General features: G+C 63.5%; 16 protein-coding genes. 9 read left to right on the top strand and 7 right to left on the bottom strand.

Annotated features, from left to right (window positions below):
* Positions 1–93: 93 nt before the first annotated feature.
* From AC5WNJ_RS15305 to map, 7 genes are all read right to left on the bottom strand, one after another.
* Positions 94–507 (bottom strand): hypothetical protein, encoded by a 414-nt coding sequence (locus tag AC5WNJ_RS15305; RefSeq protein ID WP_176678055.1) that lies wholly within the window; start codon positions 505–507, stop codon positions 94–96.
* Positions 504–1,700: a succinyl-diaminopimelate desuccinylase gene (dapE, locus tag AC5WNJ_RS15300; protein WP_495930119.1), complete on the bottom strand. Its 1,197-nt coding sequence runs from the start codon at positions 1,698–1,700 to the stop codon at positions 504–506. Before dapE ends, AC5WNJ_RS15305 begins: the two co-directional genes overlap by 4 nt.
* A gap of 154 nt (positions 1,701–1,854) precedes the next feature.
* The gene (gene dapD, locus AC5WNJ_RS15295; RefSeq protein ID WP_495930118.1) at positions 1,855–2,880 is read right to left on the bottom strand and encodes a 2,3,4,5-tetrahydropyridine-2,6-dicarboxylate N-succinyltransferase; all 1,026 of its coding nucleotides are present in this window, start codon (positions 2,878–2,880) and stop codon (positions 1,855–1,857) included.
* 40 nt (positions 2,881–2,920) lie between these two features.
* The gene (locus AC5WNJ_RS15290; protein ID WP_495930117.1) at positions 2,921–3,322 is read right to left on the bottom strand and encodes an ArsC family reductase; all 402 of its coding nucleotides are present in this window, start codon (positions 3,320–3,322) and stop codon (positions 2,921–2,923) included.
* Between the two features lie 39 nt (positions 3,323–3,361).
* The gene (gene dapC, locus AC5WNJ_RS15285) at positions 3,362–4,561 is read right to left on the bottom strand and encodes a succinyldiaminopimelate transaminase (RefSeq protein ID WP_495930116.1); all 1,200 of its coding nucleotides are present in this window, start codon (positions 4,559–4,561) and stop codon (positions 3,362–3,364) included.
* A 195-nt stretch (positions 4,562–4,756) separates the two neighbouring features.
* On the bottom strand, positions 4,757–7,468 hold the full coding sequence (locus tag AC5WNJ_RS15280) for a [protein-PII] uridylyltransferase (RefSeq protein WP_176678052.1): 2,712 nt from the start codon (positions 7,466–7,468) through the stop codon (positions 4,757–4,759).
* A gap of 5 nt (positions 7,469–7,473) precedes the next feature.
* Positions 7,474–8,265: a type I methionyl aminopeptidase gene (gene map, locus AC5WNJ_RS15275; protein ID WP_176678051.1), complete on the bottom strand. Its 792-nt coding sequence runs from the start codon at positions 8,263–8,265 to the stop codon at positions 7,474–7,476.
* A gap of 315 nt (positions 8,266–8,580) precedes the next feature.
* Between map and rpsB the strand changes: the two genes are divergently transcribed.
* The 9 genes from rpsB (at position 8,581) to bamA (ending at position 18,655) form a co-directional block, all read left to right on the top strand.
* Complete coding sequence (gene rpsB, locus AC5WNJ_RS15270) at positions 8,581–9,315, top strand: 30S ribosomal protein S2 (RefSeq protein ID WP_175089676.1); 735 nt, start codon at positions 8,581–8,583, stop codon at positions 9,313–9,315.
* A 178-nt stretch (positions 9,316–9,493) separates the two neighbouring features.
* Complete coding sequence (gene tsf, locus AC5WNJ_RS15265; protein ID WP_176678050.1) at positions 9,494–10,363, top strand: translation elongation factor Ts; 870 nt, start codon at positions 9,494–9,496, stop codon at positions 10,361–10,363.
* A 115-nt stretch (positions 10,364–10,478) separates the two neighbouring features.
* A complete protein-coding gene (pyrH, locus tag AC5WNJ_RS15260) occupies positions 10,479–11,216 on the top strand; it encodes a UMP kinase (protein WP_253064173.1) in 738 nt (245 codons plus the stop codon).
* 4 nt (positions 11,217–11,220) lie between these two features.
* Positions 11,221–11,778, top strand: a complete 558-nt coding sequence (gene frr / locus AC5WNJ_RS15255; RefSeq protein ID WP_176678049.1) for a ribosome recycling factor — start codon at positions 11,221–11,223, stop codon at positions 11,776–11,778.
* Between the two features lie 54 nt (positions 11,779–11,832).
* Positions 11,833–12,576: a polyprenyl diphosphate synthase gene (uppS, locus tag AC5WNJ_RS15250; RefSeq protein ID WP_176678048.1), complete on the top strand. Its 744-nt coding sequence runs from the start codon at positions 11,833–11,835 to the stop codon at positions 12,574–12,576.
* On the top strand, positions 12,576–13,379 hold the full coding sequence (locus tag AC5WNJ_RS15245) for a phosphatidate cytidylyltransferase (RefSeq protein ID WP_054556524.1): 804 nt from the start codon (positions 12,576–12,578) through the stop codon (positions 13,377–13,379). Before uppS ends, AC5WNJ_RS15245 begins: the two co-directional genes overlap by 1 nt.
* Positions 13,376–14,629 (top strand): 1-deoxy-D-xylulose-5-phosphate reductoisomerase, encoded by a 1,254-nt coding sequence (ispC, locus tag AC5WNJ_RS15240; protein WP_495930115.1) that lies wholly within the window; start codon positions 13,376–13,378, stop codon positions 14,627–14,629. The genes AC5WNJ_RS15245 and ispC overlap by 4 nt, the downstream gene beginning before the upstream one ends.
* Before the next feature lie 88 nt (positions 14,630–14,717).
* A complete protein-coding gene (rseP, locus tag AC5WNJ_RS15235) occupies positions 14,718–16,073 on the top strand; it encodes a sigma E protease regulator RseP (RefSeq protein WP_495930114.1) in 1,356 nt (451 codons plus the stop codon).
* Between the two features lie 245 nt (positions 16,074–16,318).
* Positions 16,319–18,655 carry an outer membrane protein assembly factor BamA gene (gene bamA, locus AC5WNJ_RS15230; protein ID WP_495930113.1) on the top strand — a complete coding sequence of 779 codons (2,337 nt, stop codon included), beginning with the start codon at positions 16,319–16,321 and terminating at the stop codon, positions 18,653–18,655.
* The last annotated feature ends 105 nt before the right edge of the window (positions 18,656–18,760 follow it).

Raw genomic sequence — 18,760 nt, 5'->3', positions numbered from 1 at the left:
CGCTGACTCGCTCAGTGAAAGACGACAACGCCCCGCAGGCCAGCCTGCGGGGCGTTGTCGTTTCATGGACTGTCACCAGAAGAGACGGGTCACTCAGCCCTTGTCCGGCCAGGTGAAGGCCTCTTCGCTGCCATCAGCCATGACGCGGAAGAAGCGGTCCGGCTCATCACCGGGCTGCCAGCTGCCCAGCGAGCAGCGCGTCTCGACCTGCAGGGCCCGGGCGGCGTCGCGTGCGCAGTCGACATCGCGCGCCCAGGGGGTACTGGCGCTGTCGAACCACAGGCTGGCGAAGCCATCGGCGACCTTCTCGACCACCAGCACCGCGATCTCGGCGCCATCACGCGTGAGGCGCGTACGGTGCTGCAGCTTGCCGGCCGGCTGGAAGACGACGACCTGACCGAACTGCTCGCCCAGCCAGGCGCCCAGTGCTTCCAGGCTCAAGGGCTTGAGGTAGATCTCGATGTCCGGATATTGCTCATCGGCGTCATTGTGCGGGGTGTCGCTCATGCCGGGGTCTCTTGGGTCGCGGGGACAAACAGGTATTCCAGGATGTGCTCGTAGGCGCAGGAGAGTCGATCCAGATCGCTGGCCATGACGCGTTCATCGATCTTGTGGATGGTCGCGTTGACCGGCCCCAGCTCGACGACCTGAGTGCCGAGCGTGGCGATGAAGCGACCATCGGAGGTGCCGCCTGAGGTGGACAGGACGGGTTTGCGTCCCAGCGCGCGTTCCACGCCGTGCACGGCGGCATCGACCAGCGCACCTTCCGGCGTCAGGAAGGGTTCACCACTCAGGTTCCACTCGATCTCGACGTCCAGACCGTGCTTCTCGAGGATCTCATAGGTGCGACGCTTGAGATCATCGGCGGTCAGCTCGGTTGAGTAGCGGAAGTTGAAGACCACTTCCAGCTCGCCGGGGATGACGTTGGTCGCGCCGGTACCGCCACGGATGTTGGAGATCTGGAAGCTGGTCGCCGGGAAGAAGTCATTGCCGTTGTCCCAATGCTCGGCGGCCAGGTCAGCCAGAGCCGGGGCGGCATCGTGGATCGGGTTGCGCGCCAGATGCGGGTAGGCCACATGGCCCTGGATGCCCTTGATGTGCATGACTGCACCCAGCGAGCCGCGACGGCCATTCTTGATCACGTCCCCGGCGTAGTCGGTGGAGGACGGCTCGCCGACGATGCAGTAATCGAGGCGCTCATGATGCTCGCGCAGATACTCGACCACCGCACGAGTGCCGTGAACCGCCGGGCCTTCCTCGTCGGAGGTGATCAGGAAGGCGATGCGGCCTTCGTGGTCCGGGTTGGCGGTCACGAAGCGCTCGGTGGCAGTCAGCATCGCGGCCAGCGAACCCTTCATGTCGGCGGCGCCACGGCCACACAGGAAGCCGGCATCGTCGATGCACGGCGAGAACGGCGGATACTGCCAGTTGGCTTCTGGGCCCGTCGGCACGACATCGGTATGGCCGGCGAAGGCCAGCACCGGACCATGGTGTCCACGCACCGCCCAGAAGTTGTCGACATCGCCGAAGGGCAGCCGCGTGATGGTGAAGCCCAGCGCCTCGAGGCGTTCGATCATCAGGGTCTGGCAGTCCAGGTCGTCCGGCGTGACCGAGGGGCGTGAGATGAGATCGAAGGCCAGCTCCAGCGTCGGAGACAGATCGGCGGGGCGTGGAGGAAGCGGTGCGTTTGAATCAGTCATCATGGGCCATCGCTGCAGGCGTCATCGCGAGGAGCGACAGCGCGAAATTCGGGGGGGGGAGAGACGAAGTGTGTTCATGCCGGCTCGGACACTGCTGCCCGAGCCGGGAAATGCCACGGCTGCCCGTCATGCTGACAGGCAGCCGTCACACGTATCAGTTGTGAGCGTGCAGGGCATCGTTGAGCGCGATGGCGCTCTTGTTGGTGAGGCATTCGACACGACCGGTGATCGAGTTGCGACGCAGCAGCAGGTCGTCCTGATTCGCCAGCTCACGTGCTGCGATCGTCTCGACTTCCTGGCCTTCGTTGTCGAAGACCATGACCTTGGTGCCAGCGGTGATGTACAGGCCAGCTTCCACGGTGCAGCGATCGCCCAGCGGGATGCCGATACCGGCATTGGCGCCGATCAGACAGCCTTCGCCGACCTTGATGACGATGTTGCCGCCACCGGACAGGGTGCCCATGGTGGAGCATCCGCCGCCAAGATCAGACCCCCTGCCGACGAAGACGCCCGCAGCGATACGGCCCTCGACCATGCCCGGGCCTTCGGTGCCGGCATTGAAGTTGCAGAAGCCTTCGTGCATCACGGTGGTGCCTTCGCCCAGGTAGGCACCCAGACGCACACGTGCGGTATCGGCGACACGGATGCCGGTCGGCACCACGTAGTCGGTCATCTTCGGGAACTTGTCGACGCAGTCCACGGACAGGGTGCGACCTTCCAGGCGGGCCTTGAGGCGGCGCGCCGGCAGCTCTTCGATGTCGATGGCGCCTTCGTTGGTCCAGGCGACATTCTTGAGCAGACCGAACATGCCGGTCAGGTCGATGCCGTGCGGGCGCACCATGCGGTGAGACAGCAGGTGCAGCTTGAGGTAGACCTCCGGCACGCTCTGCGGGGCGGCATCTTCCTCGATGAACATGGCGACCAGCGGGCGCTGGCTGGTGGCCAGGCTCTCGGCCAGTTCGGCCTGGGCGCTGTCACCGGCGTCGCGCAGGGCGCTGGCCAGGGCGGCGCAGTGTTCCGGCAGGAAGCTGGTGGCGGTGGTGCCAGCCGGTGCGTCCAGTGCCTTGCGAGCGGCGTCAACAACGGCAGCGGTCGGCTTGAACAGCGGGGCAGGATAATAGACTTCCAGCCAGTCGCCGGTGGTGTTCTGGGTGCCGATTCCGAGGGCAAGGCTCAACATCGTGTCAATCTCCGGGGTGTCCAGTGGTGTAAGGGGTAACTCAATCCTGCGGTTCGTAGACCGCCTTGTCATAGCCGATCACCAGATCCATCTCATTGTCGGCGGGATGACGCTCGAGAATGGGACGCTTGATCAGGGTCGGGTGCTCCAGCATCAATGCGCGTGCCGAATTGGCATCGAGGCTGTCACGTTGTTCATCGCTCAGGTTGCGCCAGCTGGTGCTGCGCTTGTTGAGCAGGCTGCTCCAGGCGGCCTGCTCCAGCCAGGATTCCAGCAGGCTGGCGGAGAGGCCATCCTCGCGCAGGTCATGCCAGCGGTAGGGCACGCCCCGATCGTCGAGGGCGCGGCGCGCCTTGCGGCAGGTATCGCAGGTCTTGATGCCGTAGAGCACGTGCATGGCGGTCTCCTTGAGCCAATCCACCCCGCCGGGCGGGGCTGTCATCCAGTGTTGGGCTGCTGTCAGCCCGTGCAGGCCTGGCGCTCAGCGCAGGCGTTCAACGAAGCGACGCAGGCGCTGGGCGGCTTCGACGGTCTGTTCCAGTTCGGCCACCAGCGCCAGACGAATGCGCCCGGCACCCGGATTCACGCCGTCCACCTCGCGCGCCATGTAGCTTGCCGGCAGCACGCCGACCGCCTCTTCACGCAGCAGGTCGCGGGTGAAGGCGGCGTCGTCACCGCCGGGCACGGCGGGATACAGGTAGAAGCTGGCTTCCGGTGTCGGGAAGTCCATTACCGGCGCAAGGATTTCGGTCACGGCGGCAAACTTCTCGCGGTAGGCATCGCGATTGGCCAGTACGTGGGCTTCATCATTCCAGGCAGCGATGGAGGCATACTGGTGATGCAGCGGCATCGCGCAGCCGTGATAGGTGCGGTAGTGACGGAAGCGACGGATCACCTCGCCATCGCCGGCCACGAAGCCGGAGCGCAGGCCCGGCAGGTTGGAGCGCTTGGACAGCGAGTGGAAGACCACACAGCGCGCATAGTCATCGCGGCCCATGGCGGCACAGGCTTGCAGCAGGCCCGGCGGCGGTGTGCCTTCGTCGAGGTACAGCTCCGAGTAGCACTCATCGGAGGCGATCAGGAAGTCATGCTCGTCGGCGAGGCGAATCAGCTGCTGGAAATCGGCCAGCGGTGTCACGGCACCGGTGGGATTGCCCGGCGAGCAGATGAAGACGATCTGGGTGTCGCGCCACACGTCCGCCGGCACTGCCGCGTAATCAGGGCGGAAGCCATTCTCGGCGGGGCAGGGCAGGTAGGTGACATCGCCGCCGGCCAGTAGCGTCGCGCCTTCGTAGATCTGATAGAAGGGATTCGGCACCAGCACGCGCGCCGGACGCGTGCTGTCCAGCGAGGCCTGGATGAAGGCGAACAGTGCTTCGCGGGTGCCGGTGACCGGCAGGACCTGCTGGTCGATATCCGGCGTGGCGTTGAGCGAGAAGCGCTTTTCGAGCCAGTCGGCAATCGCCTGGCGCAATTCCGGCAGCCCGCCGGTGGCGGGGTATTTGGCCACGCCCATGATGTGCTCGCGCAGGGTGTCGAGCACGAATTCGGGCGGCGCATGACGCGGCTCGCCGATGGTCAGTGCAATCGGGTCCAGGGCGGGGTTGGGCACGACGCCCTCGCGCAGCTTGGCCAGGGTTTCAAACGGGTAGGGCTTGAGCTGGTCGAGATCCGGGTTCATGCACGTTCCATGGGTGATGGCCGTGGCAGTCAGGCTGCCGGCCGAGCAGGAAGGAAGGCGTCCGCGAGTCACTGGACTGCCATGCAGGTCGACTCGCGATTATAGGGAAGCCGGCCGGTCCCCTCAATCGCGGGGTGCCGGCCGGCGCTTTCCCTCTGTACTCTCGTCACGTGCCGTCATGTGCCGTCACGTGTCTCAGCCGCGCTCGCCGACCTCGAGGACTTCGGTGAGGGCGTCACGCAGGCGTGTCTGGCGCTCGGGGTCGGTGATGGGCTCGCCGGCGCGGTCGGTGATGAAGAAGATATCCTCGACGCGCTCGCCGAGGGTGGCGATCTTGGCGGCGTCGATGGCGATCTCGTGCTCCATGAACACGCGGCCGATGCGCGCCAGCAGGCCCGGGCGGTCCGAGGCGATCACTTCCAGTACGCTGCGGCCGTTGGTGTAGTCCTGGCTCAGCGTGATGCGCGGCGCGATGCGGAAATGCTTGAGCTGGCGCGGCGTGTGACGATTGACGATCACCGAGTAGTCATCCGGGTCATCCAGCTCTTCGACCAGATGGGTGCGGATATCGGCCAGGCGTGCGGCATCGCGGATCGGCTCACCTTCATCGTCGAGCAGGATGAAGGTGTTGAGCGTCCAGTTGTGGCTGGAGGTGGCGATGCGCGCATCGTGGATCGAGAGCCCCAGCTGTTCCAGCGCCGCGGCGGTGGCCGCGAACAGGTTGTCCACCGAGCGGGTATGGATGAAGACCTTGGTGCCGCCTTCGGTCATCTCCTCGGTGGGCGCGCTGGTCAGTACCAGCGGCAGCGGCTCGCCATGCTCGTCGAGCTGCGGTGCCGCCTGGCGCGCCAGGATGCCCTGGGTGTGCCAGGCCACCTCGCTGGGCGCGTAGCGTACGAAGTAGTCGTCGCCGAGGCTGGCCCACAGCGCCTCGGCGTCAGTGCGGGCGGTGCCCATGCCGGCCAGCAGGGACAGTGCCTCCTCACGGGTCTCGGTGATCCACTCGTGGCGCTCCGGCGGGTGCTCGAGGCCACGGCGCAGCGCCCGGCGCGTCTCCATGTGCAGCTGGCGCAGCAATGCCGCACGCCAGCCGTTCCACAGCGACGGGTTGGTGGCGTTGATGTCGGCCACCGTCAGCACGTAGAGATAATCGAGGTGCGTCTCGTCGCCGACGATCTCGGCGAAGCGGGTGATGATCTCGGGGTCGGCGATGTCCTGCTTCTGGGCGGTCATCGACATCAGCAGGTGGTGGCGCACCAGCCAGCTCAGCGTACGGGTGTCGCGCGGGCTGAGGTCATGGCGGCGCGCGAAGTCCTCGACCTCGACGGCGCCGATCTCGGAGTGGTCACCGCCCCGGCCCTTGCCGATGTCGTGATAGAGCCCGGCGATCCACAGCAGCTCCAGCTTGGGCAGTTCGCGGATCAGGGTCGCGGCGACCGGGAATTCCTCCTCGGCATCGGGGGCGCGGAATTCCTGGGCGACCTTGAGCAGGCGCAGGGTGTGCGCATCGACGGTGTAGACGTGGAAGAGGTCGTGCTGCATCAGTCCCACGGCACGCCCGAAGGCCGGCAGGTACTTGCCGAGGATGCCGTAGCGCGCCATGCGCTTGAGTACGCGGGGCACGTTGCCGCCACAGCGCATCAGCTCCATGAACAGACTCTGGTGGCGCACGTCATCGCGGAAGGCGTCGTCGATCTGGTGGCGATGATCACGCAGCGCGCGGATGGTGTCGGCGCGCACGCCCTCGATCTCCGGATGCTGCGCCATCAGCAGGAACAGCTCCAGCAGCGCGGCGGGGCGGCGGCGGAACACGCCTTCCTCGCGCAGGCTGATGTAGCCGCTGCGGATCTCGAAGCGTGGATTGAGCGGTACGATGTTGACCGGTTCGTCATGGCGCAGGATGGCCTCGTCGAAGTGCTGCAGCAGCATGTCATTGAGGCCCGCCAGGGCGGTGACATGGCGGTAGTAGCGCTTCATGAACTGCTCGACCGCCAGATGCTCGGGCGTGTCGCGGAAGCCGAACAGCTCGGCGATGGTGCGCTGGTGGTCGAACAGCAACCGGTCCTCGGCACGCCCGGCCAGCATGTGCAGCGCGAAGCGCACCTGCCACAGGAAGGCCTGGCCCTGGCTGAGAATGCGCAGTTCGGCATCATTCATGAAGCCCAGTGCGACCAGGTTGTCGTAGCGCTCGACCCCGAAGTGGCGCTTGGCGACCCAGCCGATCATCTGGATGTCACGCAGGCCGCCCGGCGACGACTTGATGTTGGGTTCGAGGTGGTATTCGGTGTTGGCGAACTTGTGGTGACGCGCGATCTGCTCCTGCCACTTGGCCTCGAAGAAGGCTTCGGCCGGCCACAGGCGGTCGGTGGCCAGGCGTTCGCGCATGGCCTCGCGCAGTCGCTGCGGGCCGGCGATGACGCGGGATTCCAGCAGGTTGGTGATCACGGTGACATCGGCGCGTGCCTCACGTTCGCAATCACTCAGCGAGCGCACGGACTGGCCGATCTCGAGACCGATGTCCCACAGGAAGGTGATGAAGTCGGATAGCGCCTCACGATAGGGCGTGTCGTCGTCCTGCTCCAGCAACAGCAGCAGGTCGATGTCGGAATGCGGGTGCAGCTCGCCACGGCCGTAGCCGCCCACGGCGAGCAGGGCGATGCCGTCATCCGGCCAGGCCTGACGTTGCCAGGCGATGGCCAGCAGGCGATCGATGGCGCGGGCACGACCATGGATGAGGTCGCGGATGTCGGCGCCCGCCTTGAAGCGAGCCTCGAGACGCTCCTGTACCTGTGCCAGAGCCCGCTTGAACAGCGGGATGGGGGTCTTCGTCGTGGCCAGCTCGCCGTCCAGGGTGACGGCATCGTAGAGCGCTTCACGCTCGACGAAGTGATAGTGGTGCAGGAGCATCTTGATCAACCCTCGAGGAAGGAGAGGTCCTCTTCCGTGCGACGTGTCAGCACCTCAACGCCGGTGGCGGTGACCAGCAGAGTGTGCTCCCACTGGGCCGAGAGGCTCTTGTCCTTGGTGACAGCCGTCCAGTCGTCCTTGAGGACCTTCACCTTGTAGCCGCCGACATTGACCATCGGCTCGATGGTCAGGCACATGCCTTCCAGAAGCTCGGCGTCAGCACGGGCTTCGTAGCCGTCATAGTGCAGCACCTGCGGGTCTTCATGGAAGCCGGCGCCGATGCCGTGGCCGCAGAAGTCACGCACGACACTGTAGCCTGCCGCTTCGGCATGCTTCTGGATCGCGCGACCGATTTCTGACAGGCGTACGCCCGGACGTACCAGCTCGATGCCTTTATAGAGGCATTCCTGGGTGATGCGGCACAGACGCTCGGCCTGGATGCTCGGTTCGCCGACGAAGTACATCTTCGAGGTGTCGCCGTGATAGCCATCCTTGATCACGGTGATGTCGATGTTGAGGATGTCACCCTTCTTGAGCTTCTTGTTGTCATCGGGAATGCCGTGACAGACCACGTGATTGATCGAGGTGCAGATCGATTTCGGGAAGCCGTGGTAGTTGAGCGGTGCCGGAATGCAGCCCTGAACTTCGGTGATGTGGTGGTGCGCGATGCGGTTGAGCTCGCCCGTGGTGATGCCGGGACGGACGTGCTCGTCGAGCAGCTCCAGCACTTCAGCCGCCAGACGGCCGGCGACGCGCATCTTGTCGATTTCTTCAGCTGTCTTGATGGGAATGTTCATGAGGACTCGAGGCAGGAGATAAGAGGGATGAAATGCCGCCAGGCCGCGCGTGACGGGGGGATGGCGCGGTACATCGCGTGCCGCGTCGGGCAGTGGCGACTTCATATCGTGGTCGAGCTATGGTATAAAGCCGCGCGCTTTCCTGCAAATTCTCCTCGATCGGCCACCTCCGGGCGCCTGGCCGAGGCGAGATTGAAGGACTGACGTACATAACCCCAATCCACACACGTTCCGTCACATGGTCCCGGGTGCCGCGCAAGCGGTCGGATCCATGGGGGACGTGGAGGCCCAACCCGATATCCAGGAGATATTCACATGGCGCAAGTCAACATGCGCGATCTGCTCAAGGCAGGCGCACACTTCGGTCACCAGACCAAGTACTGGAACCCGAAGATGTCCAAGTTCATCTTCGGCGCTCGCAACAAGATCCACATCATCAACCTCGAGCACACCCTGCCGGCGCTGAACGAAGCCGTGTCAGTGGTCGAGAAGATGGCTGCCAATGGCAACAAGATCATGTTCGTGGGCACCAAGCGCGCTGCCGGCAAGATCATCAAGGAAGAAGCTCGCAAGGCTGGCCAGCCGTACGTCAACCATCGCTGGTTGGGCGGCATGCTGACCAACTTCAAGACCATCCGTCAGTCCATCAAGCGCCTGCGCGAAATCGAGCAGATGCATGAAGACGGTACCTTCGCGAAGCTGACCAAGAAAGAAGTCCTGATGGCCACTCGTGAGCAGGAAAAGCTCGAGCGTTCCATCGGCGGTATCAAGGACATGGGCGGCCTGCCGGACGCAATGTTCGTGATCGACGTTGACCACGAGCGCATCGCGATCAACGAAGCCAACAAGCTGGGCATCCCGGTCATCGGCGTCGTCGATACCAACTCCAACCCGGACGGCGTGGACTACGTCATCCCGGGTAACGATGACTCCATCCGTGCCATCCAGATCTATGTCCAGGCAATTGCAGGCGCCTGTGGCAAGAACAAGGAAGAAGAGCTGGCCGGTGAGTTCGTCGAAACTGCGTCTGAAGAAGACGCAGCAGAGTGATCCTGGCGGCTTGATCTGACTGTCACAAACGCTGCGCTACACTGAGTGCGGCATGGCCTAGCCAGGTGGCAGTCAGGTCAGGCAATGAGGGGGCCAAGGCCCCCTCATTTGCGACCGTTCCGCGGTCGTGACCGAATTCCCGTATTCAAAGACGTCGACACGACAGAGGTTTCATCCCATGGCAGCTATCAGCGCATCTATGGTCAAGGAACTGCGTGAGCGTACTGCGCTCGGCATGATGGAATGCAAGAAGGCTCTTACCGAAGCCGGTGGCGACATCGAGCTTGCGATCGAGAACCTGCGCAAGAACTCCGGCCTGAAGGCCGCCAAGAAAGCTGGCCGCGTGGCCGCTGAAGGCGCCATCGTCATCAAGGTCGCCGACGACGCCAGCTACGGCGTGATGGTCGAAGTCAACTCCGAGACCGACTTCGTCGCTCGTGATGACAATTTCAAGGCCTTCACTCAGCTGATCGCCGATCGTGTGTTCGCTACCAAGAACACCGACATCGCCTCCCTGATGGAAGGTGAGCTGGAAGACGCCCGTGGTCAGCTGGTCCAGAAGATCGGTGAGAACATCTCCGTTCGTCGTGCCGAGCTGGTCGAAGCGCCGGCTGACGGCGTCGTCGGTGGCTACGTCCACGGCGGCCGCATCGCTGCGCTGACTCTGCTGAATGGCGGTACTGGCGAAGCAGCCAAGGACGTTTCCATGCACGTCGCGGCCGTCAACCCGGTCTGTGCACGTCCGGCAGACATGCCGCAGGAACAGATGGACGCCGAGAAGGCCATCATCCTTGCTCAGCCGGACATGGCAGGCAAGCCGGCGGAAATCGCCGAGAAGATGTCCCAGGGGCGTCTGAAGAAGTATCTGGCCGAGAACAGCCTGACCGAACAGCCGTTCGTCAAGGACCCGAACCAGACCGTCGCCGAGTTCGTCAAGGCTGCCGGCGGTGAGGTGGTGTCCTTCGTGCGCATGGAAGTCGGTGAAGGTATCGAGAAGGAAGAAGTGGACTTCGCAGCTGAAGTCCGTGAGCAGGCCAGCCGCGCGTAAGGGCTGACTGTTTTCGCTTCTCACGATGGCGTGCGCTTAGGCGCACGCCATCGTGTATCTGGCCCCCGCCTTCGGGCCGCCCCGTCCCCGTATGTCAGTATCAGGAGAAATTCGCATGGCCACCATTTCCGCTGAACGCAATGCCAAGTACAAGCGCATACTGCTCAAGCTTTCCGGTGAGGCCCTGATGGGCGATGGCGATTTCGGCATCGACCCCAAGGTGCTGGATCGCATGGCGCTGGAAATCGGTCAGCTGGTGGGCATCGGTGTCCAGGTCGGTATCGTGATCGGTGGCGGCAACCTGTTCCGTGGCGCAGCCCTGCAGGAAGCCGGCATGGAGCGCGTGACCGGTGATCACATGGGCATGCTGGCAACCGTCATGAACGGTCTGGCACTGCGTGATGCACTGGAGCGCTCCAATATCCGTTCTCGCGTGATGTCTGCCATCCCGATGAGTGGCGTGGTAGAACATTACGACCGCCGTACCGCCATTCGCTATCTGACGTCTGGCGATGTGGTCATCTTCTCCGCCGGTACCGGCAACCCGTTCTTCACTACCGATTCCGCTGCCTGTCTGCGCGGTATCGAGATCGACGCGGATGCCGTCATCAAGGCGACCAAGGTAGATGGTGTCTACGACAAGGACCCGGTCAAGTTCCCGGATGCCGTGAAGTACGACAGCCTCAGCTATGACGACGCCCTGGAGCAGAAGCTTGGCGTGATGGATTTGACCGCCATCTGCCTGGTGCGTGACCATGACATGCCGGTGCGGGTGTTCAACATGAACAAGGCAGGCGCGCTGCTCAACCTGGTGGTGGGTGGCAAGGAAGGCACGCTGATTGATAGAGGGTAAGATTGTGATCAACGACATCAAGAAAGACGCCGAATCACGCATGAAGAAGACCATCGAGTCCCTCGGTGCCGCCTTCGGCAAGATCCGTACGGGTCGTGCGCATCCCAGTATCCTGGATGCCGTGACGGTCGATTACTACGGCAGCCCGGTGCCGCTGAATCAGGTGGCCAACATCAGCGCCGAAGATGCGCGTACCCTGACTGTCGTGCCGTGGGAAAAGCCCATGGTGCCGAAGGTCGAGAAGGCCATCATGACTTCTGACCTGGGTCTCAACCCGTCCACCGCCGGTGACGTGATTCGCGTGCCGATGCCGATGCTGACGGAAGAGACGCGTCGCGGTTATACCAAGCAGGCGCGTGCAGAAGCGGAAAACGCCCGCGTGGCGCTCCGCAATGTGCGTCGTGACGCCAATGGCGACATCAAGAGCCTGCTCAAGGACAAGGACATCTCTGAAGACGATGCACGTCGCGGAGAAGACGAGATCCAGAAGCTGACCGACAAGTATGTGGCGGAAGTCGACAGTGCTCTGGAGCACAAGGAAACTGACCTGATGCAGGTCTGATCGGGTCTGCCGCCGGCGCTTGCCGGCGGCATCCGGTGCTCGTAGCGAGACCCCATGACGTCACCGAATTCCCCCTCCACGCCACGCCATGTGGCGATCATCATGGACGGCAACAACCGCTGGGCGAAGTCCCGCGGCTGGGCTGGCATACGCGGCCATCGCGCCGGTGCCGAAACCGTCCGCAGTACCATCCGTCGCGCTGCCGAGCAGGGCGTGGAAGTGCTGACCCTGTTTGCCTTCTCCAGTGAGAACTGGAAGCGCCCGGCCAATGAAGTCAGTGCGCTGATGGAGCTGTTTCTGCTGGCGCTCAAGCGCGAGGTCAAGAAGCTTCATCGCCACGATATCCGGCTCTCGATCATCGGCGAGCGCAGCCGTTTTTCCGATTCGATTCAAAAGCATATCCAGAGCGCCGAAGACATGACGCGCGGCAATCGCGGCATGCATGTGGTGATCTGCGCCAACTATGGCGGCCGTTGGGATATCGCCGAGGCCGCTCGCCGTCTGGCGGAGCAGGTCGAGCGCGGCGAGCTCAAGGCTGCGGACATCGACGAGTCACGTCTCGGGGCGGAAGTGTGCCTGAGCGATCTGCCGGAGGTGGATCTGTGTATCCGCACCAGCGGTGAGCAGCGTATCTCCAACTTCCTGATCTGGCAGCTGGCCTATGCCGAGTTCTATTTCTCGCCCGTGCTGTGGCCTGATTTCGATGCGGCAGCCTTCGATGAAGCGCTCAGCGCCTACGCCCTGCGTCAGCGTCGTTATGGCATGACCAGCGAACAACTCGACGCCGAGGGGCTCTAGTGCTCAGACAACGAATCATCACCGCGCTCATTCTCGCGCCGCTGGCGCTGTGGGGGCTGTTCGGCCTCGACGGCGCTGCCTTTGCCACCTTCACCGGCGCTGTCGTCGCGCTGGCCGCCTGGGAGTGGTCCAACCTGTCTGGCGTGCGTGCCGGCATGGCGCGCCTGCTGTTTCCGCTGGTGCTCAGCGTGCTGATGCTGCTGGTCTGGCAGTTCGATGGCGCTCTTGCGCGTTGGCCGCTGTATCTGGCGGCACTGGCATGGCTGGTCAATCTGCGCTGGGTAATGCGCTATCCGGCCGCCAGTCAGGAATGGCAGGCGACCGGCGTGCGATTGGGGGTCGGCGTGCTGGCGCTGCTGCCGACCTGGTTCGGTTTCGTGCAGCTCAAGGCCAGTGGCGGTGAGTGGCTGCTGTATGTGCTGCTGATGGTGTGGGCGGCGGATATCGGTGCCTACTTCTCCGGCAAGCGTTTCGGCAAGCGCAAGCTGGCGCCGCGCGTCAGCCCGGGCAAGTCCTGGGAGGGCGTCTACGGTGGTCTGGTGGCCACCGGCCTGCTGGCGACCGGCTATGCGCTGGCGGGGCTGGCCGACTGGCTGCCGCTGCTGCTGGTCACGCTGGGCGTGACAGCCGTCTCGGTGCTGGGTGACCTGCTCGAGAGCATGTTCAAGCGCCAGCGTCAGATGAAGGACTCAAGCCATCTGCTGCCCGGTCATGGTGGCGTGATGGATCGCATCGACAGCCTGACCGCGGCGGTGCCGCTGTTTGCCCTGCTGTTGCCGTGGGTGCTGGGAGGTGGTGCGTGAGCACGAATGTGAACGTGAATCACGAGACTCCTTCTGATGCACCTGAGTTGCAGCGCATCACCATCCTCGGCGCGACCGGCTCCATCGGGTCCAGTACCCTGGATGTGATCGCGCGCCATCCCGAGCGCTATCGGGTGCATGCGCTCAGCGCTGCCACGCGCCACGAGGCGCTGCTGGAGCTGTGTCTGACGCATCGCCCGCAGGTGGCGGTGATCGCCTCGTGCGAGGCGGCTGCATGGCTCAGTGAGGCCCTCAGGGGCGTCGAGAGCTATCAGGGCACGCCCATCGAGGTGCGCCACGGTGAGCAGGCGCTGGTCGACATCAGTGAGGCGCCTGAAGTCGATAGCGTGATGGCTGCCATCGTCGGTGCGGCTGGCCTGTTGCCGACACTGGCGGCGGTGCGGGCCGGCAAGCGCGTGCTGCTGGCCAACAAGGAAGCGCTGGTGTGTGCCGGGCAGCTGTTCATGGATGCGGTGAAACAGCACGGGGCGACCCTGCTGCCGATCGATTCCGAGCACAACGCCATCTTCCAGTGCCTGCCGGCTCGGCATCGTGATGGCCTGGCGCCGATCGGTGTCGAGAAGCTGTTGCTGACCGCCTCCGGTGGCCCGTTCCGCGATGACGCCGAGTGGCCCGTCGAGCGACTGGCGACGGTGACACCGGACGAGGCCTGCGCGCATCCCAACTGGTCGATGGGGCGCAAGATTTCCGTCGACAGCGCCACCCTGATGAACAAGGGGCTGGAGCTGATCGAGGCCTGCTGGCTGTTCGCCTGCGGGCCGGACGACATTCAGGTGGTCGTGCATCCTCAGAGCGTGATTCACTCGATGGCGGCCTACAGTGATGGCTCGGTACTGGCCCAGATGGGCAATCCGGACATGCGCACGCCGATCGCCTATGCGCTGGCGTGGCCGGAGCGTATCGATGCCGGCGTCGAGCCGCTGGACCTGTTTCAGGTCGCGCGCCTCGATTTCCGTGCCGCCGACGAGACACGCTTCCCGTGTCTGCGCCTGGCCCGTGAGGCCATCGCGGCGGGCGGCACCTGGCCTGCGGTGATGAATGCTGCCAACGAGGTGGCCGTGGCCGCCTTCCTCGAGGGGCGCCTGGCCTTCGATCGAATTCCGGCAGTGGTGCAGGCCGTGATGCAGGCGCGTCCGCCACTGGCGGTGGATGGCCTTGAGGTGATTCTCGCCGAAGACGCGGCGGCGCGTGAGCTGGCCGCTGCCGAGTTGGCCCTTGCCGGGCCCTGAAATCCTATCTTGCACTGTCTTGTCACTTTCTTGGTGAGCGTGGCAAGACAGGCTGCCCATCTCGGGCACCAACCTCCAGGAGCGCGTGATGGGTGTGATCCAGAATATTCTTGCCGTGATCGTCGTGTTGGGGGTGTTGATCACCATCCATGAGTACGGTCATTTCTGGGTCGCGCGTCGTTGCGGCATCAAGGTGCTGCGCTTCTCCATCGGCTTCGGCAAACCTTTCTGGTCGTGGACCGATCGCCACGGCACCGAGTACGGGGTCGCCGCCATTCCGCTGGGTGGCTACGTCAAGATGCTGGATGAGCGCGAAGGGCCGGTCGATCCGGCCGAGCGTCATCTGGCCTTCAACACCAAGTCGGTGTGGAAGCGTATCGCCGTGGTCTCGGCGGGCCCGCTGGCCAACTTCCTGCTTGCCATCGTCGCCTACTGGGCGCTGTTCGTCGCCGGTACCACCACGGTGGTGCCGATGGTCGGTGCCGTGGCGCCGGACTCGCCGGCTGGTCGCGCCGGCCTTGCGCCGAAGACCGAGATCGTCGCCATCAATGGTGAAGCCACTCCCTCATGGGATGAGGTCAACCTGCGCTTGATTGGTGCGATCGGCGATGACAGCCTGACGCTTACCACGCGTGCCGAGGGCGCCAGCACCACGCGTGAGCAGTCCCTCGATGTGACACGCTTTCTGGTCGATCAGGATCCGCCGCGTCCGCTGGTGACGCTGGGCATCACGGCCTGGCGCCCTCAGCTGCCAGCGGTGCTGGGGCGTGTGCTGGACGGTGGTGCCGCCCAGGCGGCAGGTCTGCAGGCCGGTGACCGCATCGTCAGCATCAATGGCACCCTGGTGGTCGACTGGATCGATTTCGTCGAGCGCGTGCGTGGTGCGCCGGGCGAGACACTGTCGGTACTGGTGGCACGAGATGGCAAGGAAGAGACACTGGCACTGACCCCCACCAGCAATTCGCTCGATGACGGGCGTGTCGTGGGGCAGGTCGGTGCCGGCGTCCAGAATGTCAGCTGGCCCGAGCAGTATCAGCGCGAGCTCAGCTTCGGGCCACTGGCGGCCGTCGGGCAGGCCGTCGGCAAGACCGGCGAAATGACGGTGCTGACGCTGGATTCGATCCGCAAGATGCTGGTTGGCCTGATCGCGCCGTCCAATCTGTCAGGCCCGATCACCATCGCGCGTATCGCCGGCGACACGGCGCGCTCCGGCCTCGAGGCCTTCCTCGGCTTCATGGCCTATCTCTCCATCAGTCTGGGTGTCCTGAACCTGCTGCCGATTCCGGTGCTGGATGGCGGTCACCTGCTGTTCTATCTGGTGGAAGCCGTGCGCGGCAAACCACTTTCGCAAGAGGTCCAGAATGCAGGGCTGAAGATCGGCATGGCGCTGGTCGGTTCCCTCATGCTGATGGCCATCTACTTCGATCTCATGCGTCTTTGGTGACAGATTCGGGGAGCCATCAGCACTCGATGGCTCCCGCAGGATGAACCGAATCTGAACTGTCGATGCCCATGGGGGTCAATTCATTGCACGGGCTGGTCAATGCGATCAACTCCCGTCATCATGCCCACACGACTTCGGCCCCGATTGCCGATCCTCACTCGCCGCTGTCTTGTCAGTTGCAGGGGGTTGTGTATAAGGTGCCTGTTCACCCAAGCGGGCGGAATCCAGAGAAGCGAAGCGACTGCATGAAACTCAAGACCATTGGATTGGCAGCTGCGCTGCTCGGGGCCAGTCAGGGCGCCTTGGCCGCATCTTTTAAAATTTCGGACATTCGGGTAGAGGGTCTCCAGCGCGTGTCTGCGGGCACCGTCTTCAATGCCTTCCCCGTCTCCGCGGATCAGAATGTGGAAGAAGAGGAACTGTCGTCGGCTGCGCGTAAGCTGTTCGATACGGGCCTGTTCGACGACATCCGCCTCAAGCGCGATGGCGATGTCCTGATCATCGATGTGGTCGAGCGTCCGACGATCTCCAAGATCGAGATTGAGGGCAACTCGCAGATTCCCGACGAAGACCTGCGCAAGGGCCTCAAGGAAGCAGGGCTGGCCGAGGGTCAGGTGCTGCAGCGCTCCACGCTGGAAGAAATGCAGCGTGAGCTCGAGCGTGTCTACCAGGCTCAGGGCCGTTACAGCGCGCGTATCGAAACCTCCGTCGAGGAACTCGAGCGCAATCGCGTGCAGGTCAATATCGACGTCAAGGAAGGCGCGATCGCCAAGATTCATCAGATCAACATCGTCGGCAACGATGCCTTCGATGACGAGACTCTGCGCGAACAGCTGGAGCTGGAAGACAAGCCGAGCTGGTTCTTCGGCTGGTTCTCGGATGATGAATATTCGCGTGAGAAGCTGACCGGCGATATCGAGACCCTCAAGTCCTGGTATCTCGATCGCGGTTACGTCAACTTCCAGGTGCGCTCGACCCAGGTGTCCATCTCGCCGGACAAGTCCGAGATCTTCGTCACCATCAACGTCGATGAAGGCAAGCCGTACAAGATCGGCAATATCGGCTTTGCCGGTGACCTGAAGATGAAGGAAGAGCGCGCCCGCGATCTGGTCAAGCTCGCCCCGGATGCTCTCTATTCCCAGCGTGATGTGACCGCTTCCAGCGAGGCGCTGCGCCAGGCACTGGGTGCCGATGGCTTCGCCTTCGCCAAGGTCAATGCGGTGCCGGAGGTCAACGAGGAGAGCGACACCGTCGATCTGACCTTCGCGGTCGACCCCGGCAAGCGTGCCTACGTGCGTCGCATCAACTTCAAGGGCAACACCACTACCGCAGACGAAGTGCTGCGTCGTGAGATGACCCAGCTGGAAGGCGCACCGGCCTCCACCGACAAGATCAAGCAGTCCAAGCAGAAGCTTGAGCGCCTCGGCTTCTTCAAGCAGGTCGATGTCGACACGCGCCCTGTCGCCGGCGAGCCGGACCAGCTGGACGTCAACTACAACGTCGAGGAGCAGCCGTCAGGTTCCATCTCGGCGTCGATCGGTTTCTCCCAGGGTGACGGTGTCATCTACGGGGTGGGCCTGTCGCAGAAGAACTTCCTGGGCACCGGCAACGAAGTCAACATCAATGCCCAGAAGTCGGATGACTATACCAACGTCAGCTTCGGCTACACCGACCCGTACTGGACGCTGGATGGCATCTCGCGCGGCTACAATCTGTTCTACCGCAAGGTCGATTACGACGATGATGATGACGTCGCCAGCTACGCGACCGACAGCTTCGGCGGAGGCATCAACTTCGGTTATCCGATCAACGAACTGTCGCGCTTGAACTTCGGCGGCGGTTACGAGTTCGTGCGCGTCAAGGACTTCGACGACAGCCCGGCGGAGGTCACGCAGTTCATCGAGGATGAAGGCGAAGACTTCAACCTCTACAAGCTGACGGCCAGCTGGTCACGCAACAACCTCAACCGTGGCATTCTGCCCACGGCGGGCAGCTCTCAGCTGCTGTCGCTGGAAGTGGCGGTGCCGGGCTCTGATGCGGATTACTACAAGTTCCGCTACAAGGGGCAGAAGCTGTTCGAACTGCATGATGATTGGTCACTCAAGTTCCGGACAGAACTGGGCTACGCCAACTCGTTCTCCGGCGATACTTATCCGTTCTTCAAGAACTTCTATGCCGGTGGCCTGGGCAGCGTGCGGGGCTATAGCTCCAATACCCTGGGGCAGGCATCCACCGAGGTCGATGACGGTGATGACGATACCCTGGGCGGCAATATTCTGATCGAAGGTGGGGTCGACCTGATCTTCCCGATGCCCTTCATCAAGGACAAGCGCAGCGTTCAGCCGTCGTTCTTCGTCGATGCCGGCAATACCTATCTGACCTCCTGCTACGATGTCGAGTCCGACTACTCCAGCAGTTGTGAAAGTGGCGTGGACCTTGGAGATCTGAATTACAGTGCCGGTATCGGCCTGTCGTGGATCACGCCGGTGGGCCCGCTGACCTTCAGTGTCGCCCAGCCGATCGGTGACGATGACGACGATGACACCGAGATCTTCCAGTTCTCGCTGGGCCAGACCTTCTAAGGCCGTACGATGCCGCACCCGCTTGAGCCGGTGCGGCCTTCGTCACGACCACCGGCGGCGCTGTCCCTGTTCCGTCGCCGGTTTTCGCACCGTCGGTCGCTGAGT

Source organism: Cobetia sp. PDI-23MA (assembly GCF_059507735.1).
This window is presented reverse-complemented; position numbering and strand designations above follow the sequence as displayed.